The sequence below is a fragment of the Pelomonas sp. Root405 genome (assembly GCF_001425165.1).
Lineage (GTDB): Bacteria > Pseudomonadota > Gammaproteobacteria > Burkholderiales > Burkholderiaceae_C > Pelomonas.
In genome coordinates this window covers 645787-669408 of record NZ_LMDU01000014.1, presented here as the reverse complement: position 1 = coordinate 669408, position 23622 = coordinate 645787, and the positions used below count along the sequence as shown (strand labels likewise).

The window sequence follows — 23622 nt, the reverse complement described above, 5'->3', positions numbered from 1 at the left end:
ACATGCTGGACCTCACCAAATTCCAATCCACTGGCGCCGAGACCTGCTTCCACGGCCGCCACATCGCGCCGCAGATCTACGACGGCCTGAATGGCAAGAACTGGTCGATCAAGGATTACGAAGCCCGCGGCGGCTATCAGGCTCTGAAGAAGATCCTGGCTGCAGATGGCGGCATGACGCCCGACCAGGTCATCGCCGAAGTCAAGACCTCGGCCCTGCGCGGCCGCGGCGGCGCAGGCTTTCCGACCGGCCTGAAGTGGAGCTTCATGCCCCGTCAGTTCCCGGGTCAGAAGTACCTCGTCTGCAATTCCGACGAAGGCGAGCCGGGCACCTGCAAGGACCGCGACATCCTGATGTTCAACCCGCATCAGGTGATCGAGGGCATGGCCATCGCCGCCTTCGCGATGGGCATCAAGGTTGGCTACAACTACATCCATGGGGAAATCTTCGAGGTCTACGAGCGCTTCGAAGCGGCCCTGGAAGAGGCGCGTGCCGCCGGCTACCTCGGCGACAACATCCTCGGCTCCACGTTCAGCTTCCAACTGCACGGCCATCACGGCTTCGGCGCCTACATCTGCGGCGAAGAAACCGCGCTGCTGGAGTCACTGGAAGGCAAGAAAGGTCAGCCGCGCTTCAAGCCGCCGTTCCCGGCCAGCTTCGGCCTCTACGGCAAGCCGACGACGATCAACAACACTGAGACCTTTGCGGCGGTGCCCTGGATCATCCGCAACGGTGGCCAGGCCTACCTCGAGATCGGCAAGCCCAACAACGGCGGTACCAAGCTTTTCTCGGTCTCCGGTGACGTTGAGCGCCCTGGCAATTACGAGGTCCCGCTGGGCACGCCGTTCAGCACCCTGTTGGAGTTGGCCGGTGGCGTCCGCAAGGGCCGCACGTTGAAGGCCGTGATCCCCGGCGGCTCATCCGCGCCAGTGCTGCCGGCCGACGTGATGATGCAATGCACGATGGACTACGACTCCATCGCCAAGGCCGGCTCGATGCTGGGCTCGGGCGCCGTCATCGTCATGGACGACTCGCGTTGCATGGTCAAGAGCCTGATGCGCCTGTCCTATTTCTACACGCACGAGTCCTGCGGCCAGTGCACGCCCTGCCGCGAAGGCACGGGCTGGATGCATCGTGTCATCGAGCGCATCTACCACGGGCAGGGCAGGGCGGAAGACCTGGATCTGCTCAACTCGGTCGCCGACAACATCCAGGGCCGCACCATCTGCGCCTTGGGCGATGCCGCCGCGATGCCGGTGCGGGCCATGATCAAACACTTCAAGCACGAGTTCGTTCATCTGATCGAACATAAAAAGCCTCTGGTGCCCCAGCCCTTGGCGGCCTAACGGACACCCGGAACAGCCATGGTTGAAATCGAACTCGACGGTCAGAAGGTCTCGGTCCAGGAAGGCAGCATGGTCATGCATGCTGCCGAGAAGGCAGGCACCTATATCCCGCACTTCTGCTATCACAAGAAACTGAGCATCGCGGCCAACTGCCGCATGTGCCTGGTGGACGTGGAGAAGGCGCCCAAGCCGATGCCGGCCTGCGCGACGCCGGTCACGCAGGGCATGATCGTCCGCACCAAGAGCGACAAGGCGATCAAGGCGCAGCAGGGCGTCATGGAGTTCCTGCTGATCAATCACCCGCTGGACTGCCCCATCTGCGACCAGGGCGGCGAATGCCAGTTGCAGGACCTGGCCGTCGGCTACGGCGGCAGCAAGAGCCGCTACTCCGAAGAGAAGCGTGTCGTCTTCCACAAGAGCGTCGGTCCGCTGCTCTCGATGGAAGAGATGAGCCGCTGCATCCATTGCACGCGCTGCGTGCGTTTCGGCCAGGAGATCGCCGGCGTCATGGAGCTTGGCATGGCTCACCGCGGCGAGCACAGCGAGATCCAGACCTTCGTCGGCCGCACGGTCGATTCGGAGTTGTCGGGCAACATGATCGACCTCTGCCCGGTCGGCGCCATCACCAGCAAGCCCTTCCGCTACAGCGCCCGCACCTGGGAACTGTCGCGCCGCAAGAGCGTCAGCCCGCATGACTCGACCGGAGCCAACCTGATCGTCCAGGTCAAGGGCAACCAGGTCATGCGCGTCGTGCCGCTGGAGAACGAGGCCATCAACGAATGCTGGATCGCCGACCGCGACCGCTTCAGCTACGAAGGCTTGAACAGCGACGCGCGCCTGACCGCGCCCATGATCAAGCAGGGCGGCGCCTGGAAGCAGGTCGACTGGACGACGGCGCTCGAATACGTCGCCAACGGCCTGAAGTCCATCAAGTCCGACCACGGCGCGGCCACCATCGGCGCGCTGGCTTCGCCCCACAGCACGGTCGAAGAACTGCACCTGCTCGCGCAACTGGTGCGCGGCCTGGGCAGCGACAACATCGACCACCGCCTGCGCCACAGCGACTTCGGCAATGCCGCGCCGGCTGGCCAGGCCCGCTGGCTGGGAAGCACCATCGCCAGCCTGTCCGAACTGGACCGCGTGCTGGTCGTCGGCTCGTCGCTGCGCAAGGACCACCCGCTGTTCGCCGCCCGCCTGCGTGGCAGCGCCCGTCGCGGTGCCGCCGTGCATCGCATCGGCGTCAACAGCGACGACTGGCTCATGCCGCTCGCCGCCTCGCTGTCGGTGGCGCCGTCTGCCTGGGTGCAAGCCCTGGCCGACGTCGCTGCGGCAATTGGTGAAGGTGCCCCGCTGCGCGGTACCGCCACCGACGAGGCCAAGGCGGTTGCCAACAGCCTGATGTCTGGCCGCGCCAAGGCCGTGCTGCTCGGCAATGCCGCCGCTGAGCATCCCCAGGCTTCGAGCCTGTTGGTGCTCGCCCAGTGGATTGGTCAGCAGACCGGTGCCAGCGTCGGCTACCTCACCGCCGCCGCCAATACCGTCGGTGCGCAGCTCGTCAAGGCGCAGCCGCAGGTTGACGGCCTGAACGCCGCGCAGATGTTGACTGGCGTGCCGCTGAAAGCCGCGCTGCTGCTGAACACCGATCCCGTGCTCGACGCTGCCAACGCCGCCGCCGCCGCCAGGGCGCTGGACGCGGCCGAGATGGTCGTCGTACTGAGCCCCTTCAAGTCCGGCCTCGAATACGCCGATGTGCTGCTGCCTATCGCGCCGTTCACGGAGACCTCTGGGAGTTTCGTCAACGCCGAAGGTCGCCTGCAAAGCTTTGTCGGCGTTGCCCGTCCGCTGCTGGAAACCCGTCCGGGCTGGAAGGTGCTGCGCGTGCTGGGCAATCTGCTCGGCCTCGCCGGCTTCGACCAGGACAGCTCCGAGCAGGTGCGCGAGCAAGCCCTCGGTGGCGACCTCGCCGGCCGTCTCAGCAATGCAACGACTGCGTCGCCGCAACCCGCTGCGCCGGTCGAGGGCATCGAGCGCTTTGCGAACCTGCCGATCTACGCCAGCGACGCGCTGGTACGCCATTCGACATCGCTGCAGTTGACCACCGACGCCCGCGAAGCGCCGACCATCGGGCTGCCGGCCGGCCTGTGGCAGCAGCTTGCCCTGCAAGCGGGTGACCAGGTCCGCGTCGTGCAGGACGGCGGCGCCGCGCAACTGCCAGCGCGCCTCGAAGCCGGCCTGCCCGACGGCGTGGTCCGCGTGCCGGCCGGCCTGCCGCAAACCGCGACCCTTGGCGCCGCCTTTGGCACGCTGAGCGTCAGCAAGGTCTGAGGGAGCCCCAAGACATGATCGACACCCTCTACCAGAACGGTGCCTCACTGCTGGGTGGCCTGTGGCCCCTGGTCTGGAGCCTGATGAAGATCATCGCGGTCGTCGCGCCGCTGATGATCTGCGTCGCCTACCTGACGCTGTGGGAGCGCAAGGCCATCGGCTGGTCGCAGATCCGCCCAGGCCCCAACCGCGTCGGCCCCTTCGGCCTGCTGACGCCCATCGCTGACGCGGTCAAGCTGATCTTCAAGGAGATCATCCGGCCCACGGCCGCGCACAAGGGGCTGTTCTTCCTCGGCCCCGTCATGACCATCATGCCGGCGCTGGCCGCCTGGGCCGTCGTGCCCTTCGGGCCTGACGCCGCCGTGGCCAACGTCAATGCCGGCCTGCTCTTCATCATGGCGATCACGTCGCTGGAGGTCTACGGCGTCATCATCGCCGGCTGGGCGTCCAACTCGAAGTACGCCTTCCTGGGCGCGCTGCGCGCCTCGGCGCAAATGGTGTCCTACGAGATCGCGATGGGCTTTGCGCTGGTCGTCGTGCTGATGGTGACCGGCAGCCTGAACATGACGACCGTCGTGCAGGTGCAGGAGAAGGGCATGTTTGCGGACATGGGCCTGAACTTCCTGTCCTGGAACTGGCTGCCGCTGTTCCCGATCTTCATCGTCTACTTCATCTCCGGCCTGGCCGAAACCAACCGCCATCCCTTCGACGTGGTCGAGGGCGAGTCCGAGATCGTTGCCGGCCACATGATCGAGTACTCGGGCATGTCGTTCGCGATGTTCTTCCTGGCCGAGTACGCCAACATGATCCTGGTGTCGGCACTGGCCGTCGTCATGTTCCTCGGCGGCTGGAGCGCACCGATCTCCTGGGCGCTGTTCGGCATGGAGACACCGAGCTTCATCCAGAACACGATGGCGCTGTGGAACTGGGCCTGGCTGTTCGGCAAGACCTTCTTCGTCGTCACGATGTTCCTGTGGGTGCGTGCCACGTTCCCGCGCTTCCGCTACGACCAGATCATGCGTCTGGGCTGGAAGATCTTCATTCCCATCACGCTGATCTGGCTGGTCGTTGTCGGTGCCTGGATGCAGACGCCGTTCAACATCTGGAAGTGAGGCGGCGCCCATGACTGCAATCACGAATTTCGCCAAGACCTTTTTCCTCTGGGAACTGCTCAAGGGGATGAAGCTCACCGGGAGGCATTTCCTCTCGCGCAACATCACCATCCAGTTCCCCGAGGAAAAGACGCCGCTGTCGCCGCGTTTCCGCGGCCTGCACGCGCTGCGCCGCTACGAGAACGGCGAAGAGCGCTGCATCGCCTGCAAGCTCTGCGAGGCGGTCTGCCCGGCGCTGGCCATCACCATCGAAAGCGACGTGCGCGCCGACGGCAGCCGCCGCACGACCCGCTACGACATTGACCTGACCAAGTGCATCTTCTGCGGCTTCTGCGAAGAGAGCTGCCCGGTGGACTCCATCGTCGAGACCAACATCCTCGAATACCACGGCGAAAAGCGCGGCGACCTCTACTTCACCAAGGACATGCTGCTGGCCGTCGGTGACAAGTACGAGGCCGAGATCGCGGCTCAAAAGGAGGCCGACGCCAAGTACCGCTGATCGCCGGCACGCCGCAAGGCACGCCGCGGTCCAGCCTCGCTGGCCTGGATACGTATGGACACCACGACCATCCTCTTCTATGTCTTCTCCGGCATCCTGCTGGTGAGCTCCTTCCGCGTCATCACGGCGCGTAGCACCGTGCATGCGGCGCTTTTCCTCATCCTGTCCTTCTTCACGGCGGCCTGCATCTGGATGCTGCTCAAGGCCGAGTTCCTGGCCATTGCGCTGGTGCTGGTCTATATCGGCGCGGTCATGGTGCTGTTCCTGTTCGTCGTCATGATGCTGGACCTCAACACCGACAGCGCGCGTGAGGGCTTTTGGAAGCATCTGCCCGTCGCTGCCGTCATCGGTGCCCTGATCGCCTTCGAGATGGGCATCGTGCTGATGGGTGGTTTCCAGCTTGAGGACGCGCCGGCGGCCACCGCCGCCCAGATCGAGATGGGCAACACCAAGCTGCTCGGCATCGAGATCTACACGGCCTACCTCTACCCGTTGCAGATCGCGGCCGTACTGCTGCTGGTGGCCATCGTCGCGGCCATCGCGCTGACCCTGCGCCGCCGCAAGGATTCGCGCGCCATGGACCCGTCTGAGCAGGTCAAGGTCACCAAGGCCCAGCGCCTGAAGATCGTCAAGATGGCGCCGACCGTCAGCACCCCGCCCGCTCCGCCTGCCGCACCCGCCGAAGGAGGCCAGCCATGATCGGCGCCGCTGGATTGACCCTGGGCCATTTCCTGACGCTGGGCGCGATGCTGTTCGCGCTGTCTGTGATCGGCATCTTCCTGAACCGCAAGAACCTGATCGTCCTGCTGATGGCCATCGAGCTGATGCTGCTGGCGGTCAACATGAACTTCGTCGCCTTCTCGCACTACCTCGGCGACATGGGTGGCCAGGTCTTCGTGTTCTTCATCCTGACCGTCGCGGCGGCCGAGTCGGCCATCGGCCTGGCCATCCTCGTCGTGCTGTTCCGCAACCGCGCCAGCATCAACGTCGAGGAACTCGACGCCCTCAAGGGCTGAGGACACAACAAGATGTCTGCACAACTCTCCCAAAGCACGCTGCTGGCGGTGCCTCTGGCGCCGCTGGCGGGCGCCATCATTGCCGGCTTCTTCGGCAAGACGGTCGGCCGCCGCGGCTCGCACGCGATCACGATCCTCGGCGTGCTGATCGCCTTCATCCTGTCGGCGCAAACGCTCTACAGCGTCGCCGTCCACGGTGCACGCTTCAATGAGACCATCTACGAGTGGATGGTGCTCGGCCCGTTGAAGATGGAGGTCGGCTTCCTCGTCGACGGCCTCACGGCCATGATGATGTGCGTGGTGACCTTCGTGTCGCTGATGGTGCACATCTACACCATTGGCTACATGGAAGAGGACGACGGCTACCAGCGCTTCTTCTCTTACATCTCGCTGTTCACGTTCAGCATGCTGATGCTGGTCATGAGCAACAACATGCTGCAGCTGTTCTTCGGCTGGGAGGCGGTGGGCCTGGTGTCGTACCTGCTGATCGGCTTCTGGTACAAGAAACCGACGGCCATCTTCGCCAACATGAAGGCCTTCCTGGTGAACCGGGTCGGCGACTTCGGTTTCATCCTGGGTATCGGCCTGTTGGTGGCCTTCGGCGGCACGCTGAACTACGCCGAGACCTTCGCCAAGACCGGCCAGCTTTCGCAGATGGTGTTCCCGGGCACCGACTGGTCGCTGATGACAGTCACCTGCATCTGCCTGTTCATCGGCGCGATGGGCAAGTCGGCACAGTTCCCGCTGCATGTCTGGCTGCCCGACTCGATGGAAGGTCCGACGCCCATCTCCGCGCTGATCCACGCGGCAACGATGGTGACGGCCGGCATCTTCATGGTGGCCCGCATGTCGCCGCTGTTCGAACTGAGCGACACGGCACTGAACTTCGTCATGGTGATCGGCGCGATCACGGCGCTGTTCATGGGCTTCCTGGGCATCATCCAGAACGACATCAAGCGCGTCGTCGCCTACTCGACGCTGTCCCAGCTCGGCTACATGACCGTGGCTCTGGGCGCCTCGGCCTACTCGGTTGCCGTCTTTCACCTGATGACGCATGCCTTCTTCAAGGCACTGCTGTTCCTCGGCGCGGGCTCCGTCATCATCGGCATGCACCACGACCAGGACATCCGCAACATGGGCGGCCTGCGCAAGTACATGCCGATCACGTGGATCACGTCGCTGCTGGGTTCGCTGGCGCTGATCGGCACGCCGCTGTTCTCGGGCTTCTATTCCAAGGACTCGATCATCGAGGCCGTGCACGCCAGCACGCTGCCCGGCGCCGGCTTCGCCTACTTCGCCGTCATCGCCGGCGTGTTCGTGACGGCCTTCTATTCGTTCCGGATGTATTTTCTCGTCTTCCACGGCAAGGAGAACTTCCACCACAAGCCCTTCCCGGGCGAGCACGACCATCACGACGATGACCACGGCCACGGGCATGCCCACACGCCGCATGAGTCGCCCTGGGTCGTCACCGCGCCCTTGGTGCTGCTGGCCATCCCGTCAGTGGTCATCGGCTTCATGACCATCCAGCCGATGCTGTATGGCGACTTCCTGAAGGACGCCATCACCGTCAACGCCGCTGCCCATCCGGCAATGGCCGAACTGGCAAGCCACTTCCACGGCGCTGCGGCCATGGCCTTGCATGGCCTGACGCTGCTGCCGTTCTGGCTGGCGCTTGCGGGTGTTGTCACCGCCTACGTGTTCTACATGGTGGCGCCCAGCATTCCCGCGACGCTGGCCAAGGTGCTGCGTCCGCTGATCATCGTCCTTGAGAACAAGTACTTCCTGGACTGGTTCAACGAGAACGTGCTGGCCCGGCTGGCGCGAGCCTTGGGCGTCGGCCTGTGGAAGGGCGGCGACGGCGCGCTGATCGACGGGCTCATCATCAATGGCTCGGCCAAGACGGTCGGCGGCATTGCGGGCCTGGTGCGCCGCCTGCAGTCCGGCTACCTGTACTGGTACGCCCTGGTCATGATCCTCGGCGTCACCGGCCTGATGACCTGGCAGCTCTGGCCCTATATCAAGCCCCAGTTCACAGCCCTGCTCGGGTTCTGAGCGAAGCGGCGGAGAACAAGAATGTTGCTGAGTCTTGCGATTTTTCTGCCCATCGTCTGCGGCGCCGTGCTGCTGATGATCGGGCGCGACGAGCAGGCGCACGCCGTGCGCTGGCTGGCTCTGGTCGCGGCCGTGGCGAGCTTTCTCGTCACCCTCCCGCTGGTCACCGGCTTCGATACCTCGACGGCTGCCATGCAGTTCGTCGAGAACCATGCCTGGATCGAGCGCTTCAACATCCACTACCACCTCGGTGTGGACGGCATCTCGATGTGGTTCGTGCCGCTGACGGCCTTCATCACCGTCATCGTCGTCATCTCCGCCTGGGAGGTCATCGAGACGCGCGTCAACCAGTACATGGGCGCCTTCCTGATCCTGTCGGGCCTGATGGTGGGCGTGTTCTCGGCGTTGGACGGCATGCTGTTCTACGTGTTCTTCGAGGCCACGCTGATCCCGATGTACATCATCATCGGCGTGTGGGGCGGTGCCAACCGCGTCTACGCGGCCTTCAAGTTCTTCCTGTACACGCTGGCCGGCTCGCTGCTGATGCTGGTGGCGCTGCTCTACCTGTACTACCAGTCGGCCGGCAGCTTCGACATCCAGACCTGGCACAAGCTGCCGCTGCCGGGCGGCGCGCAGACCTGGCTGTTCTTCGCCTTCCTGGCCGCTTTCTCGGTCAAGGTGCCGATGTGGCCGGTGCACACCTGGCTGCCCGACGCCCACGTCGAGGCGCCCACTGGCGGCTCGGTCGTGCTGGCCGCCATCATGCTGAAGCTGGGCTGCTATGGCTTCCTGCGCTTCTCGCTGCCGATCGCGCCCGACGCCGCGCGTGAATGGGACTGGCTCATCATCGCGATGTCGCTGATCGCCGTCGTCTACATCGGCCTGGTGGCCCTGGTGCAGAAGGACATGAAGAAGCTGGTGGCCTACTCGTCCATCGCCCACATGGGCTTTGTGACGCTCGGCTTCTTCATCTTCAACGAGCTGGGCGTGTCTGGCGGCTTGGTGCAGATGATTGCCCACGGCTTCGTGTCGGGTGCGATGTTCCTGTGCATCGGCGTGCTCTACGACCGCGTGCATTCGCGTGAGATCGCGTCGTATGGTGGCGTCGTCAACACCATGCCCAAGTTCGCTGCCTTCGCAGTCTTCTTCGGCATGGCCAATTGCGGCCTGCCCGCCACGGCCGGCTTCGTCGGCGAATGGATGGTCATCCTCGGCGCCGTGCAGTTCAACTTCTGGGTCGGCGGCATCGCCGCGACGGCGCTGATCTTCGGTGCGGCCTACACGCTGTGGATGATCAAGCGCGTCTACTTCGGTGACATCGCCAACGACGATGTGCGCGCGCTGACCGACATCAACAGCCGTGAGTTCCTGATGCTGGCACTGCTGGCGGTGGCCACCCTCTACATGGGCCTCTATCCCAAGCCCTTCACCGACGTGATGCACCAGTCGGTCACCGAGCTGCTCAAGCACGTGGCACTCACCAAGATCCCGGCCTGATCCGAGCAGAGGCAAGAACAATGAACGACATGAACTGGCTCGCGATCTATCCCGAAATCCTGCTGCTCGTGATGGGTTGCGTCGTGGCGCTGGCAGATCTCTGGGTCACCGATGAGCAGCGCCGCCCGACCTACTGGCTGACGCAGCTGACCCTGGTCGTTGTCGGTGGCCTGCACTTCAGCTACTTCGATGCCGGCGTGACCACCTATGCCATGCAGGGCATGGTCGTTGCCGACCCCATGGGCCACCTGCTGGCCGGCTTTGCCTGCCTGGCCACGCTGATCACGCTGGTCTATGCTCGCCCCTACGCCGCCTCGCGCGACATGCTCAAGGGCGAGCTCTTCATCCTCAGCCTGTTCGCGCTGCTCGGCATCAACGTCATGCTGTCGGCCAACAACTTCCTGGTCATCTACCTCGGCCTGGAGTTGATGAGCCTGTCGCTGTACGCGCTCGTCGCGCTGCGCCGTGACCATGCGGTGTCGACCGAGGCGGCCATGAAGTATTTCGTCCTCGGCGCACTGGCCAGCGGCTTCCTGCTGTATGGCCTGTCGATGATGTACGGCGCCACCGGTTCGCTCAGCATTCCCGAGGTCTTCGACGTCATCTCCCAGGGCGCGCCCAACCGGTCCGTGCTGGTGTTCGGTGTTGTCTTCGTCGTTGCCGGCCTGGCCTTCAAGCTGGGCGCCGCACCCTTCCACATGTGGGTGCCCGACGTCTACCAGGGCGCACCCACGGCGGTCACGTTGCTGATCGGCGGGGCGCCCAAGCTGGCGGCTTTCGCGATCACGGTGCGCCTGCTCGTCGAGGGCATGATCGGCCTCGCGGTGGACTGGCAGCAGATGCTGGTCGTGCTGTCCATCATGTCGCTGCTCATCGGCAACCTCGCCGCCATCGCGCAGAGCAACTTCAAGCGCATGCTGGCCTACTCGACCATCGCCAACATGGGCTTCATGCTGCTAGGCATGGCGTCGGGGGTCGTCAACAACAACACGCTGTCGGCGGCCAACGCTTACAGCTCGGCCATGTTCTACGCCGTCACCTACGTGCTGACGACGCTGGGCACCTTCGGGATGGTCATCCTGCTGTCGCGCCAGGGCCATGAGGCCGAAGAGATCAAGGACCTGGCGGGCTTGGCCAAGCGCAGCCCGTGGTTCGCGCTGGTCATGAGCATCTTCATGTTCTCGCTCGCCGGCCTGCCGCCGACCGTCGGCTTCTACGCCAAGCTGGCCGTCCTGCAGGCGCTGGTCTCGACCAACGTCGAGTTCTACCTCTACCTCGCCATCTTTGCTGTCGTCGTGTCGCTGGTCGGCGCCTTCTACTACTTGCGCATCGTCAAGGTCATGTTCTTCGACGAGCCGACCGACACGGCGCCCCTCACGGCGCCCGGCGACGTGCGCTTCGTCATGACGCTCAACGGCGCCGCCGTGCTGGTGTTCGGCGTGCTGCCGGGTGGCCTGATGGCTTTGTGCGCCCAGGCCATCGTGAAGGCCCTCGCCACTTGATGGGCCGCGCCTGATGGACCAGTCCGCAGCCGTGTGGCTGGTCCTGATCGCCGCGGTCATCGCGGCGAACCTGCCTTACTTCAGCGAGCGACTGCTGCTCGTCGGCCCGCGCCGCACGCCCAAGACCGGTTGGTGGCGGCTGCTGGAGCTCCTGCTGATGGCCATGCTGGTCTTCGGCCTGGGCTCACTGCTTGAGGCCCGCATCGGCCAGCGCCATTCGCAGGGCTGGGAGTTCTACGCCGCGGCAAGCTGCCTCTTCGTGACGCTGGGCTTTCCCGGTTTCGTCTGGCGCTATCTGCGCCGCGGGGCGCATCGTGGCGAAGACTGACGACGCCCATCTCGTCGAGCGCCGCCTCGACAGCGCCGAGGTTTTTCAAGGCCAGTTCCTGCGCGTCCACAAGGACCGCGTGGCACTGCCCGACGGCGGCACCGCCACACGCGAGTTCATCCGCCACCCCGGCGCCGTCATGGTCGTGCCGCTGCTCGACGACGGGCGGCTGCTGATGGAGCGCCAGTTCCGCTACCCGATGGGCCGCGTCATGCTGGAGTTCCCCGCCGGCAAGCTCGATGCCGGCGAAGATCCGCTGGCCTGTGGTCGCCGCGAGCTGGCTGAGGAAACCGGCTACAGCGCGGCCGAATGGGCCTATGCCGGCGTGCTGCACAACGCCATTGCCTATTCCGACGAAGGCATCCACATCTACTTCGCTCGCGGCCTTCGCAAGGGCGCGCAGAAGCTGGACGCCGGCGAGTTTCTCGAACTCGTCACCCACACGGTGCAGGAGCTGGATGCCCTCGCGGCCCGCGGCGAGCTGACCGACGCCAAGACGCTGATCGGCCTGCTCTGGCTGCAGCGCTGGCAACAGGGCGCGTGGCCGCTGAACTGGCAGCGCGCTGGCTGACTTTCTCAGTGCATGACCTCTGGCGAACCGTCGCCAGACCGTTAAGCTCAGGCGTTTGAGTCGCCTGCAACTTGTCCTCCAGAAAGCCTCTCTCCATGACGCGTGCACCGCTGATCCTGACCGCTTTGGCATTGGCCCTGACCCTCACGGCCTGCGGAAAGGGCGGCAAGCCCGATGACAAGGCCGCTGCGCCGAAGCCGGCCGCTGCGCCGCTGCTGCTGGCGCCCGAGGATCTGCGGCAGGTCGGGCAGAGCGGCCTCATCGGCGCGCCCGTCATCACCGGCGCCATCCAGCCGGCACGCCGCGCCGACCTGCGTGCCGAGGTCGCCGCCGTCGTGTTGCAGCTGGCCAAGGACAACGGCGAGCGCGTGCGCGCGGGTGATCTCATCCTCCGCCTCGACCCCACCTCCATCCGTGACGGTCTGACGTCGGCGGAAGAGGCCCTCCGCGCCTCGCAGCAGAGTTTCGAGCAGGCCGAGCGCGTGCTGGCCCGCCAGCGCACGTTGAACCAGCAAGGCATGATTTCCATGCAAGGTCTGGAAGACGCTGAGGTACGCCGCAACGCCGCCCAGAGCGAGCTGGCCGCTGCGAAGGCGCGTGCCGTCACGGCGCGCCAGCAGGTCTCGCGTACCGAAGTCCGAGCACCGTTCGACGGTGTCGTCAGCGAGCGCAAGATCTCCGTCGGCGACACCGTGCAGATCGGTCGCGAACTCGTCAAGGTCATCGACCCGGCCTCGATGCGCTTCGAAGGCCAGATTTCCGCCGACCGGCTGGGTGAGCTGAAGATCGGCCAGCCGGTGTCCTTCCGCATCAACGGCTTCGGTGATGCCGAGTTCCGCGGCAAGCTGGCCCGCATCGACGCGGCCGCCAATGCGACGACGCGCCAGGTCGAGGTCATCGCCGAGTTCGACGACCGTGCCAAGGCGCCGCAGGTGGCCGGCCTTTACGCCGAGGGCCGCATCGAAAGCGCCGACCGCAAGGCGCTGGTTTTGGCCGAGGGCTCCGTACAGCGCCAGGGCGACAGTGCCTTCGTCTGGAAGGTCGCCGGCAACCAGCTCAAGAAGGTCCCGGTGACCGTGGGCGAGCGCGACGAGCGCCGTGGCGAGGTGGTCATCACGTCCGGGCTGGCCCTGGGTGACCAGGTGCTGCGTGCGCCTACCGGCAGCCTGACCGACGGTGCGGCGGTGCAGCGCGTCACGCCGGGTGCCGGTGCCGCTTCAGCCGTCGCCCAGGTTGCCGCCCCCGCGTCCGCCGCCAGCAAGTAAGCAGGAGGTCTCATGTTCCTCTCCAACTTCAGCATCAACAAGCCCGTCGCGACCGTCGTCCTGGTCATCGGGATGATGCTGGTGGGCCTGCTGGCGCTGTCCAAGCTCAAGGTCAACCAGTTCCCCGAGGTCGAGCCGCCGGTGCTCGTCATCAACATCCCGTACCCCGGCGCGTCGCCCGAGACAGTGGAGCGCGAGGTCGTCAACCGCATCGAGAAGGCGCTGCAGAGCATCTCGGGCGTAGACCGCTCCAACTCCACATCGCGCGAAGGCAGCGCCACCATCGTGCTGGTCTTCGACTTCTCGAAGAACATGATCGAGGCCGCCGACGAGGTGCGCAACGCGATTGCCTCGGTGCGCTACAAGCTGCCCACCGAGATCCGCGAGCCCATCATCAACCGGGCCGACCCGGGCGCTCAGCCCATCCTGCAACTGTCGCTGTCCAGCACGACGCTGACGCACGCCCAGCTCAGCCGCCTGGCCGAAGACCAGCTGGCCGAGCGCTTTCGCGGCATCACCGGCGTGGCGGTCGTCAACGTCAACGGCGCACTGCGGCGCGAGCTGTCCATCCTGCTGCGCGCCGAGAAGCTGCGTGAGTTCGGCGTCTCGGTCACCGAGGTCACCAACGCCGTGCGTGCGCAGAACACCACCGCGCCGGTCGGCAAGGTGCGTGGCGAACTGGAGGACCAGAGCATCCGCCTGCTGGGCCGGCTGGAAAGCCCGGCCGAGTTCGAGCAGATGATCATCAAGCGCACCGGCGGCGTCGGGGGCGGCACCGTCGTGCGTCTGGGCCAGGTGGCCGAGGTCAAGGACGGCTTTGCGGAGATGACCGGCTACAGCTTGCGCAACGGCCGGCCCAACGTCGGCATCTCCATCACCCGCTCGCGCGACAGCTCCACGGTCAGCGTCGCCAACGACGCCCGCAAGCTGCTGAAGGACATCGAGAAGGAACTGCCCCAGGGCACGACGCTGGAGATCACGCAGGACGGTGGCAAGGACGCCGAGAACAGCCTGAACAACGTGACCCATGCGCTGGTGTTCGGCGCCGGCCTGACCATCTTCGTCGTCTACGCCTTCCTGAACAGCTGGCGTTCCACGCTGATCACCGCGCTGTCGCTGCCCACCTCGGTGCTGGCGGCCTTCATCGCCGTCTGGCTGCTCGGCTTCTCACTGAACTTCATGAGCCTGCTGGGCCTGAGCCTGGCCATCGGCGTGCTCATCGACGACGCCATCGTCGTCCGAGAGAACATCGTGCGGCACATGGAGCGCGGCAGCGACCGCGTGACCGCGGCGCGCGAGGGCACGGCCGAGATCGGCCTGGCCGTGGCGGCCACGACCTTCGCCATCGTGGCCGTATTCGTGCCGGTGGCCTTCATGGGCAACGGCCCCGGCCAGTGGTTCAAGCCCTTCGCGCTGACCGTCGTCGCTTCCGTCATCGTGTCGCTGCTGATCAGCTTCACGCTCGACCCGATGCTGTCGGCCTACTGGGGCGACCCCCCGGGCTACCACGAGCAGCCCAAGAAGGGCTTCGGCAAGCTGCTGCAGCGCTTCAACCACTGGTTCGACGGCGTCGCCAACGGCTACGGCCATGTCATCGCCTGGGCGCTGCACCACCGCCGCTGGATGGCCGCCTTCGCCGTGGTCAGCTTTGTCGGCGCCATCGCGCTGCAGGCCAAGTTCGGCGGTTCCAGCTTCCTGCCCCAGGCCGATGCCGGCTTCCTCGTCATCGACGTGCGCGCGCCGGCCTCCAGCAGCCTGGAGTATTCCAAGCTCAAGCTTGACGCCGCCGCGGCGCTGGCTTCGACCATGCCCGAAACCAAGGCCACGACGGCCTATCCGAATGCTGCCGGCGGCCGCATCTATGTCGACATCGGCAAGAGCACCGAGCGCCAGCGTTCGGCCACCGACGTGGCCAAGATCCTGCGCGAGCGGGTCGGCCGCCTCGTCGGCGCCGAGTACGTCGTGCTCGACGACCTGAACAACGGCGCTCAGAAGCCGGTGCAGATCCGCTTCTACGGCGCCGACTCGCGCAAGCTGCAGGAGATCACGCAGCAATTCGTGCAGACGCTGCGTGGCGTCAAGGGCGCGGTCGACGTCGGCTACTCCGAGCAGGACCCGCAGAACGAACTGCAGATCGAACTCGACCGTGGCCTGGCCAACCAGATGGGCATCTCGGTCAACGACGCGGCCCAGGCGCTGCGTGTGGCCTTTGCCGGCGTCGAGGTGGGCGACTGGATCGACCCGACCGGCGAGGCGCGCGACGTGGCCGTGCGCCTGCACCCGGCCGACCGTGTCGACGCCGCCAATATCGAGCGACTGCCGATCACCGTCACCGGTACCAACCGCATGGTGCCGCTGGACCAGATCGCCACCGTCACGATGGGCAAGGGCCCGGGCCAGATCCAGCACGGCGACGGCAAGCGCACCATCACGGTCAGCGCCAACGCGCAAGGCCGCGCGCCCGGCGAGATCACGTCCGAGGCAAAGAAGCTGGCCCAGCAGATCGACTTCCCGCCCGGCTTCGGCATCGAACTGGCCGGCTCGGCGCGTGACCAGGAGGTCGTCTTCACGGCCATGATCACCGCGCTGCTGTCGGGCATCGCGCTGATGTACTTTGTGCTCGTCATCCAGTTCAACAGCTTCACCGCGCCGCTGGGCGTCATGCTGTCGCTGCCGCTGAGCCTGATCGGCGTCGTGCTGGCGCTGATCATGACGGGCGGCACGCTCAACCTGATGAGCCTGATTGGCGTCATCATGCTGATGGGCCTGGTGGCCAAGAACGCCATCCTGCTGCTGGACGCGACGCGCCAGGAGGAGAAGGCCGGCATCGACCGCGAGGAGGCGCTGATGCACGCCGGCCGCAAGCGCTTCCGGCCGATCCTGATGACGACGCTGGCGCTGATTGCCGGCATGCTGCCGGTGGCCATCGGCATCGGCGAGGGCGGCGAGTTCTACCGCCCGATGGCCGTGGCCATCATTGGCGGCACGATCACGTCGACCTTCCTGACGCTGCTGGTCGTGCCCAGCTTCTACGACAGCATCGAGATCGCCCGTGATGGCGCGCTGGCCAAGTTCCACCGCCGTGTCCCGCGCTTTACCGTGGTCGGCGCCTTCGTCATCACGCTGATCGAGGCGGTGCTGACGCTGCTGATGGTGCGCTTCGTGTTCCGCATGATCGTCAAGCTCGGCCGATTTGCCACCGGCCGCCGCGTCACGGTCACACCAGCCGCCCAGGGTTGAGCAGGTCAAGCGGGTCCAGCGCCCGCTTGATCGCGCGCATCAGCGCGAGGGCCGTCGGGTCCTTGCGAGCGGCGAGTTCGTCGCGCTTGAGCCGGCCGATGCCGTGCTCGGCCGAGATCGACCCGCCACGCTGCTGCACGGCGTCGTAGACCCGTTCGTTGATCGCGGCCTCGTGCGTCGACAGGAAGCTGGCCGGATCGACACCCACCGGCGCCTGCACGTTGTAGTGCAGGTTGCCGTCGCCCAGATGGCCGAAGTCGATGACTTCGATGCCGGGCAGATAGAGCGCCAGCGCCGCATCGGTCTCGGCCACGAAGCCGGGAATCGCGGAGACCGGCAGCGAGATGTCGTGCTTGATGTTCAAGCCGGCTTGAGCCTGAGCCAGCGGGATGGATTCGCGCACGTGCCAGAAGGCCTTGGCCTGCTGGATGTTCTGGGCGATGGCGGCGTCCTGGACGTTGCCGCGTTCGAGGCCGGCTTCCAGCAGGCCTTCGAAGACGCCGCGCGCATGCTCGGCGCTCTCGGCGTCCGACAGCTCCAGCAACACCGTCCATTCCGCACCGGCCAAGGGCTGGGCGAGTTGCGGCAGCTCACGCGCAACCAGAGCCAGCGACGCGCGGTTCATCACTTCAAAGCCGGTCAGCGCATCGCCGGCGCGCTCGCGCGCGAGACCGAGCAGCGCGACCGCGTCGTCCAGCGAAGCGCAGGCGGCCAACGCGGTCAGGCGGTCTTTGGGCGGGGGATACAGCTTCATCGTGGCCGCCGTGATCACGCCCAGCGTCCCCTCGCTGCCGATGAAGAGGTCGCGCAGGTCATAGCCGGTGTTGTCCTTGCGCAGGCCCGACAGCCCATGCCAGACCTCGCCGCTGGCGGTCACGACTTCCAGCCCCAGGCACAGCTCACGCGCATTGCCATAACGCAACACCTGCGTGCCGCCGGCATTGGTGGCGAGGTTGCCGCCCAGCGTGCATGAGCCCTCGGCCGCGAGGCTCAGCGGGAACAGCAGCCCGGCCTGCGCCGCCGCGGCCTGCACCTCGGCCAGCACGCAACCGGCTTCGACCGTCATGCTCGCATTGGCGACGTCGATGCCTCGCAAGCGTTTCATGCGTGCCAGGCTCAGCACCAGCTGGCGGCCGCTGTCGTCCGGTGTCGAGCCGCCCACCAGCCCGGTGTTGCCGCCCTGCGGCACGACGGCCACGCGGTGGTCGTGGCACAGCCTCAGTACCGCGGCAACTTCTTCGGTCGATGCCGGCCGCGCCACGGCCAACGCCTTGCCGGCATAGCGCTTGCGCCAGTCATTCTCGTAGGCCGCCAGGTCGCCGCCCACCAGCAGGCCCGCCTCGCCGAGCCGCTCCCGCAGCGCGTCGAGGAAATCGCTCATGCCGCCTTGGCCGCCGCCAGCCGCTGACGGATCTGCGCCGTGCAGGCGGTGAAGATGACGACACCCAAGACCACCTCGGCGCCAGCAAGCCACTGGCCAAGACCACCTTCGCTGGTCGAGCGCACCAGGCCTTCCAGCACATACAGCCAGATGGCGAGCGCCAGCCAGCGGTAGGTGTACATGCGGTAGCGCCAGAGGCCGATGGGTGCGGCCAGCAGCGGCAGCGCCTTCGCGGCGAGCGTGCCGCTGCCGGTCGGCGCCAGCCACAGCTCCCAGGCCAGGCAAAGCAGGATCAGCGCAATGGTGGCGGCGAACGCCAGGTTGCGCGACAGCCGTTCCGCGGCGGTGGGTTCGGTTCTTTCAAGGGCAGTGGACATAGCTGCGGCATCATAGAAGCCATGTCCACGACACCGGCTCCGCCTGTTCCGCCTGCAGCACCCGAGCCCGCCCTCGACGCGCCGCTGGCCCGCAACCCGATCACCTTTGCCAGCGACTTCATCACCGAGCTGCTGGCCTGGCCCTGGCTGCAGACGCTGCAGACCTTCCACCAGCGCTTCCGCGAGGAAAAACTCGGCCTCACGGCCGGCAGCCTTACCTTCACGACGCTCATTTCACTCGTGCCGCTGTTGACGGTCATGCTGGCCATCTTCACGGCCTTCCCGATCTTCTCCAGCCTGCAGGCGGCGCTGGAGCAGTACTTCCTGAAGAGCCTGATCCCGCCCAATATCGCCAAGCCGGTGCTGGCCTCGCTGACGCAGTTCGCGGCCAAGGCCAACAAGCTCGGCGCGGTCGGCCTTGTCGTGCTCGGCGTGACGGCACTGGCGCTGATGCTGACCATCGACCGCACGCTCAACGCCATCTGGCGCGTCAAGCGCCCGCGGCCCATGGCCCAGCGCGTGCTCGTCTACTGGGCCGCACTGACGCTGGGCCCGCTGCTGCTCGGCGGCAGCCTGACGCTGACGAGCTATGCCGTCAGCGTTGGCCAAGGGCTGATCACCAAGATGCCCGGCAACCTGGCCGCGCTGCTCGGCGGCGTCGACATCGTGCTGCTGGGCCTGGCGATGGCCGGGCTCTTCCACTACGTGCCCAACACCCACGTGCGCTGGCGTCATGCACTGCTGGGCGGCGCCTTCGTGTCCCTCGGCTTTGCGCTCGCGAAGTCGTTGCTGGCCTGGTATGTCAAGCAGGTGCCGACTTTCTCGACGCTGTACGGCGCCTTCGCGACCGTGCCGGTCTTTCTTGTCTGGGTCTATCTCGGCTGGGTCATCGTGCTGCTGGGCGCCATCCTGGCCGCCAACACGCCCAGCCTGACGGGCCGGCTGCACCTGCGCCCGGATGTGCCCGGCCAGCCGATGCGGATGGCGCTGGAGGTGCTGCGCGAGCTGTGGCGCGTGCGCGAGGCGGGCCAGCAGGGGCTGTCGCATCTGGCGCTGGCGAGCGTGTTGCGCATCGATCCGCTGCAGCTCAGCCCCGTGCTCGACAAGCTGCTGGCCATGGACTGGATCGGCCGGCTGGAAGAAGAGGGCGCCCAGCGCCTGGTGCTGCTGTGCGCGCCCGAGCGCGCGGCGGCTGCGCCGCTGCTCGCGGCCTTCCTGGCGCAGCGCGAGGGCCTGCTCGGCAACCTGTGGGCGCAGGGCGACTGGGCCAAGCTGACGCTGGACCGCCTGCTGCTTACTGAGGCTGGAAGCCCCCGCTCCTGATGATGCGCGCCCAGGCCGCCGCATAGGCGCGCTCCCTCGTCGCCAACTGGGCCGAGCTCATCATGCCGACCGACAGGCCCAGCTCGGTCAGCCGCGCCTTCACGACGGGCTGGTTGACGACGCCGGTCAGCGCGTTGGATATGCGCTCGATGACGGCCGGTGGCGTCCCCGCGGGCGCGAACAGGCCGTAGTAAGGCAGGTCCTCGAAGCCGGCAATGCCCAGCTCTGCGAAGGTCGGTACGTCGGGCAGCATGCCTTGGCGCTGCTGGCCCATGACGGCCACGATGCGCAGTTTCTTCTGCTGGTGGTTGGCGATGAGGTCGGGCACCGATCCGACGCCGGCGCTGATCTGGTTGCCCAGCATGTCGGCCACCATCGGCGCGCTGCCGCGATAGGGCACGCCCAGCAGGTTCAGGCCATTCTTCTCGCCCAGCAGCTTGACGAGGAACTCCGGCACCGAGGCCGGTGCCGGAATGCCGACGCTGCCCTGGCCGCCTTGCTTCTTCACCCAGGCGAGGTATTCCGGCAGGCTGGCGGCCGGCGTGCCGCCCGACAGCGCCAGCGCGTTCGCAAACGTCGCAAAACCGGCGACGGGCACGAAGTCCCTGGCTGGGTCGAAGCCCGGGCTCTTCAGCACCAGCGGCAGGATGGAGATGGTGTGGTCGTGGCTGACGAAGAAGGTCGTGCCGTCGGGCGCCGCGGCCTTCAGCGCCTGGGCCGCGATCTGGCCCCCTGCGCCGGGCTTGTTCTCGACGAGCACCGTCGTACCGAGCGACGCCTGCAGCGCCTCGCCGAGCAACCGCGCGATGGCATCGGTGCCGCCGCCGGCGGGGAAGCCGACGAGCAGCTTGATGGGCTTCGCATCCTGGGCCTGCGTAGCAAAAGGCAGGGCGGCCATCGCGGCCAGGGCGGAACGTCGTTGCAGCATGGGCGGGCTCCTTGGTTGAACCCGCGCGAGTCTACGGGTGCAACACCACCAGCAGCGCCGTCGCGGCGGACTTGCCCGGGTTGCGGATCGTGTGCGGCCCGTCCACCGCATAACGCGCCGTCTCGCCGGCCTTGAGCTTGCTCGTCACACCCTGGGCCGACACCTCCAGGCTGCCGGTCAGCACACTCAGGTGCTCGCGCGAGCCCGGCTCGTGCGCCTGGCTGTCGAGCACGCCACCCGGCTGCACGCTCAGCTCGTACCACTCAAACTGACCCGCCAGCTCGATCGGGCCGAGGATGCGCAGCTTGCACAGCCCGTCCGGGCTGGTCAGCGCCGGCGTCGCATGCGCGGGCACCGTTTCGACGGCTGGGGTGGCCGTGCGCTCGGTGCCCAGCAGCTCGCCCATGTCCACGCCCAGCGCATTCGCCAGCCGCCAGACCACGGCCACCGTGGGATTGGCCTGGTTGCGCTCGATCTGCGACAACATCGACTTGCTGACGCCCGCCCGCTTGGACAGGTCGTCCAGCGACAGGCCACGGCTGCCGCGCAGCGCCTGCAGGGCGGCCCCCACGCGGGGAGGTTCGGTGTCCATGTTCATGCTTGACCGCGATAGACGTTTTTCAGATACTGCACGAAAGTTCGATATATCGAACACGTTCACTTTAGCGAATTGTGCATCAGGAGCCGCGCCATGAGCCAAGCCTTCTATCAACATCTGCAGACCGAGCTGGACGGCATCCGCGCCGCGGGCCTCTTCAAGGCCGAGCGCGTCATCACCACGCCACAGGCCGCCGTCGTGAAGACGACCGATGGCCGTGAGGTCATCAACCTCTGCGCCAACAACTACCTGGGGCTGTCGTCCCACCCCAAGGTCATCGAGGCCGCGCATGAAGCCCTGCGCACGCATGGCTTCGGTCTGTCGTCGGTGCGCTTCATCTGCGGCACGCAGGACGTGCACAAGGAGCTGGAGGCGCGCATCGCCCGCTTCGTCGGCTGTGAGGACGCCATCCTCTACGCCGCCGCCTTCGATGCCAACGGCGGCCTGTTCGAGCCGCTGCTGGGCGAGCAGGACGCCGTCATCAGCGATGCGCTCAACCACGCTTCCATCATCGACGGCATCCGCCTGTGCAAGGCGCAGCGCTACCGCTATGAGCACAACAACCTCGACGACCTGGAGCGCTGCCTGAAGGAGGCCAGGGACAAGGGCGCCCGCTTCACGCTGGTCTTCACCGATGGCGTGTTCTCGATGGACGGCACCATCGCCCAGCTCGACAAGATCCGCGCGCTCTGCGACCAATACGGCGCGCTGCTCGGCATCGACGAATGCCATGCCAGCGGGTTCATGGGCAAGACCGGCCGCGGCACCGCCGAACACTGCGGCGTGTTCGGCAAGGTCGACATCATCACGGGCACCTTCGGCAAGGCGTTGGGTGGCGCCAGCGGCGGCTTCACGGCGGCGCGCAAGGAAGTCGTCGAGCTGTTGCGCCAGCGCTCGCGTCCCTATCTGTTCAGCAACACGCTGGCGCCCAGCATCGCGGGCGCGTCGCTGGCTGTGCTGGACCTGCTGGAAGGCTCGACCGCGCTGCGCGACAAGCTCGAAGCCAATACCGCGTACTTCCGCGAAGCCATCCAGGCTGCCGGTTTCGAGATCAAGCCCGGCACCCACCCCATCGTGCCCATCATGGTCTACGACGCGGTCAAGGCTCAGGCGTTGAGCAAGCGCATCCTTGAGCTGGGCATCTACGCCGTCGGCTTCTTCTTCCCCGTCGTGCCCAAGGGCCAGGCCCGCATCCGCGTGCAGGTCTCGGCGGTGCACGAGCGTGAGCATCTGGAGAAGGCCGTCGCCGCGTTCACGCAGGCCGGCCGCGAACTGGGCCTCGTCAAATGAAGATCCTCATCATCGGCGCCAATGGCCAGATCGGCACCGAGCTGGCCACCGAACTCGCCCGGCTGCACGGCAATGACGCCGTCGTCACCAGCGACCTCGCCCCCAACGGCCGCGTGCCCAGCCTGCAGCACGAGGCGCTGGATGTGACCGACGCGGGCGCGCTCGCCACCGTCGTCAAGCGCCACAAGATCACGCAGATCTATCACCTCGCTGCCGCGCTGTCGGCCAATGGCGAGAAGCACCCGATGTGGGCGTGGGACCTGAACATGAAGGGCCTGCTCAACGTGCTGGAGCTGGCCCGGCACGAGAAGCTGGACAAGATCTTCTGGCCCAGCTCCATCGCGGCTTTCGGCCCGAACACGCCCGCGGTCGACACGCCGCAGACTACGGTGATGGACCCCACCACGGTCTACGGCATCAGCAAGCTCGCCGGCGAGCGCTGGTGCGACTGGTACCACGCCAAGCATGGCGTGGACGTCCGCAGCCTGCGCTACCCCGGCCTCATCAGCTGGAAGACGCCGCCCGGCGGTGGCACGACGGACTACGCGGTCGAGATCTTCCATTCGGCGATCAAGGACGGCCGCTACACCTGCTTCCTGAAGCAAGACCAGGCCCTGCCGATGATGTACATGCCCGATGCGCTGCGCGCCACCATCGAGCTGATGAACGCGCCGGCCGAGGCCGTCAGACAGCGCGGCAGCTACAACCTGGCTGGCGTCAGCTTCACACCCGAGGACATCGCCGCCTCCATTCGCCGTCGCCTGCCGGACTTCACGATGGACTGCGTGCCGGACTTCCGCCAGGCGATCGCCGCCAGCTGGCCGCAGCGCATCGATGACTCCGCTGCGCAGGGGGACTGGGGTTGGGCGCTGAAGTACGACCTCGACGCCATGGTGGACGACATGCTCGTTAATCTGACACGCGAACTGAAGCTCGGCTGACAAGGCGCAGGCAGCGCGCTGGTAGGCT

Annotated in this window: 20 protein-coding genes; 16 read left to right on the top strand and 4 right to left on the bottom strand. The window is 66.4% G+C overall.

Annotated elements, in window-relative coordinates; all coding sequences use genetic code 11:
• The first annotated feature begins 2 nt into the window (after positions 1-2).
• The 13 genes from nuoF (at position 3) to ASC81_RS20835 (ending at position 16756) form a co-directional block, all read left to right on the top strand.
• Positions 3-1346 (top strand): NADH-quinone oxidoreductase subunit NuoF, encoded by a 1344-nt coding sequence (gene nuoF, locus ASC81_RS20895; RefSeq protein ID WP_056271426.1) that lies wholly within the window; start codon positions 3-5, stop codon positions 1344-1346.
• A gap of 18 nt (positions 1347-1364) precedes the next feature.
• Positions 1365-3671: an NADH-quinone oxidoreductase subunit NuoG gene (gene nuoG / locus ASC81_RS20890; protein WP_056271423.1), complete on the top strand. Its 2307-nt coding sequence runs from the start codon at positions 1365-1367 to the stop codon at positions 3669-3671.
• A gap of 14 nt (positions 3672-3685) precedes the next feature.
• Positions 3686-4783 (top strand): NADH-quinone oxidoreductase subunit NuoH, encoded by a 1098-nt coding sequence (nuoH, locus tag ASC81_RS20885; protein WP_056271421.1) that lies wholly within the window; start codon positions 3686-3688, stop codon positions 4781-4783.
• 10 nt (positions 4784-4793) lie between these two features.
• The gene (gene nuoI, locus ASC81_RS20880) at positions 4794-5282 is read left to right on the top strand and encodes an NADH-quinone oxidoreductase subunit NuoI (protein ID WP_056271417.1); all 489 of its coding nucleotides are present in this window, start codon (positions 4794-4796) and stop codon (positions 5280-5282) included.
• Positions 5283-5336: 54 nt separating this feature from the next.
• Positions 5337-5981, top strand: a complete 645-nt coding sequence (locus tag ASC81_RS20875) for an NADH-quinone oxidoreductase subunit J (RefSeq protein ID WP_056271414.1) — start codon at positions 5337-5339, stop codon at positions 5979-5981.
• Entirely contained in the window at positions 5978-6298 is a 321-nt protein-coding gene (gene nuoK / locus ASC81_RS20870) for an NADH-quinone oxidoreductase subunit NuoK (protein ID WP_056271411.1), read from the top strand. Before ASC81_RS20875 ends, nuoK begins: the two co-directional genes overlap by 4 nt.
• A 12-nt stretch (positions 6299-6310) precedes the next feature.
• Positions 6311-8353: an NADH-quinone oxidoreductase subunit L gene (nuoL, locus tag ASC81_RS20865; protein ID WP_056271408.1), complete on the top strand. Its 2043-nt coding sequence runs from the start codon at positions 6311-6313 to the stop codon at positions 8351-8353.
• 21 nt (positions 8354-8374) lie between these two features.
• Entirely contained in the window at positions 8375-9850 is a 1476-nt protein-coding gene (locus ASC81_RS20860; RefSeq protein WP_056271404.1) for an NADH-quinone oxidoreductase subunit M, read from the top strand.
• Between the two features lie 20 nt (positions 9851-9870).
• Complete coding sequence (gene nuoN, locus ASC81_RS20855; protein ID WP_056271399.1) at positions 9871-11352, top strand: NADH-quinone oxidoreductase subunit NuoN; 1482 nt, start codon at positions 9871-9873, stop codon at positions 11350-11352.
• 13 nt (positions 11353-11365) lie between these two features.
• Positions 11366-11680 carry a DUF2818 family protein gene (locus ASC81_RS20850; protein ID WP_056271396.1) on the top strand — a complete coding sequence of 105 codons (315 nt, stop codon included), beginning with the start codon at positions 11366-11368 and terminating at the stop codon, positions 11678-11680.
• Complete coding sequence (locus ASC81_RS20845) at positions 11667-12251, top strand: NUDIX domain-containing protein (RefSeq protein WP_056271393.1); 585 nt, start codon at positions 11667-11669, stop codon at positions 12249-12251. The genes ASC81_RS20850 and ASC81_RS20845 overlap by 14 nt, the downstream gene beginning before the upstream one ends.
• 95 nt (positions 12252-12346) lie before the next feature.
• The gene (locus ASC81_RS20840; RefSeq protein ID WP_056271390.1) at positions 12347-13516 is read left to right on the top strand and encodes an efflux RND transporter periplasmic adaptor subunit; all 1170 of its coding nucleotides are present in this window, start codon (positions 12347-12349) and stop codon (positions 13514-13516) included.
• Positions 13517-13528: 12 nt separating this feature from the next.
• Entirely contained in the window at positions 13529-16756 is a 3228-nt protein-coding gene (locus tag ASC81_RS20835; RefSeq protein ID WP_056271386.1) for an efflux RND transporter permease subunit, read from the top strand.
• On the opposite strand, the gene ASC81_RS20830 is transcribed toward ASC81_RS20835, so the two are convergent.
• Both ASC81_RS20830 and ASC81_RS20825 read right to left on the bottom strand, forming a co-directional pair.
• Positions 16734-18137, bottom strand: coding sequence for an FAD-binding oxidoreductase (locus ASC81_RS20830; protein ID WP_056271383.1), 1404 nt, complete (start codon positions 18135-18137; stop codon positions 16734-16736). The genes ASC81_RS20835 and ASC81_RS20830 overlap by 23 nt on opposite strands.
• Complete coding sequence (locus ASC81_RS20825) at positions 18134-18514, bottom strand: DUF2069 domain-containing protein (RefSeq protein WP_056271380.1); 381 nt, start codon at positions 18512-18514, stop codon at positions 18134-18136. Before ASC81_RS20825 ends, ASC81_RS20830 begins: the two co-directional genes overlap by 4 nt.
• A 21-nt stretch (positions 18515-18535) precedes the next feature.
• Between ASC81_RS20825 and ASC81_RS20820 the strand changes: the two genes are divergently transcribed.
• Positions 18536-19837, top strand: coding sequence for a YihY family inner membrane protein (locus ASC81_RS20820; protein ID WP_082536692.1), 1302 nt, complete (start codon positions 18536-18538; stop codon positions 19835-19837).
• Here ASC81_RS20820 and ASC81_RS20815 read toward each other — a convergent pair.
• A complete protein-coding gene (locus ASC81_RS20815) occupies positions 19809-20765 on the bottom strand; it encodes a Bug family tripartite tricarboxylate transporter substrate binding protein (protein ID WP_056271377.1) in 957 nt (318 codons plus the stop codon). The genes ASC81_RS20820 and ASC81_RS20815 overlap by 29 nt on opposite strands.
• Positions 20766-20796: 31 nt before the next feature.
• Entirely contained in the window at positions 20797-21357 is a 561-nt protein-coding gene (locus ASC81_RS20810) for a helix-turn-helix domain-containing protein (RefSeq protein WP_056271884.1), read from the bottom strand.
• Positions 21358-21456: 99 nt separating this feature from the next.
• Between ASC81_RS20810 and kbl the strand changes: the two genes are divergently transcribed.
• Together kbl and ASC81_RS20800 are read left to right on the top strand one after the other, a co-directional pair.
• On the top strand, positions 21457-22653 hold the full coding sequence (gene kbl / locus ASC81_RS20805) for a glycine C-acetyltransferase (RefSeq protein ID WP_056271374.1): 1197 nt from the start codon (positions 21457-21459) through the stop codon (positions 22651-22653).
• Positions 22650-23594, top strand: a complete 945-nt coding sequence (locus tag ASC81_RS20800; protein WP_056271371.1) for an NAD-dependent epimerase/dehydratase family protein — start codon at positions 22650-22652, stop codon at positions 23592-23594. The genes kbl and ASC81_RS20800 overlap by 4 nt, the downstream gene beginning before the upstream one ends.
• The last annotated feature ends 28 nt before the right edge of the window (positions 23595-23622 follow it).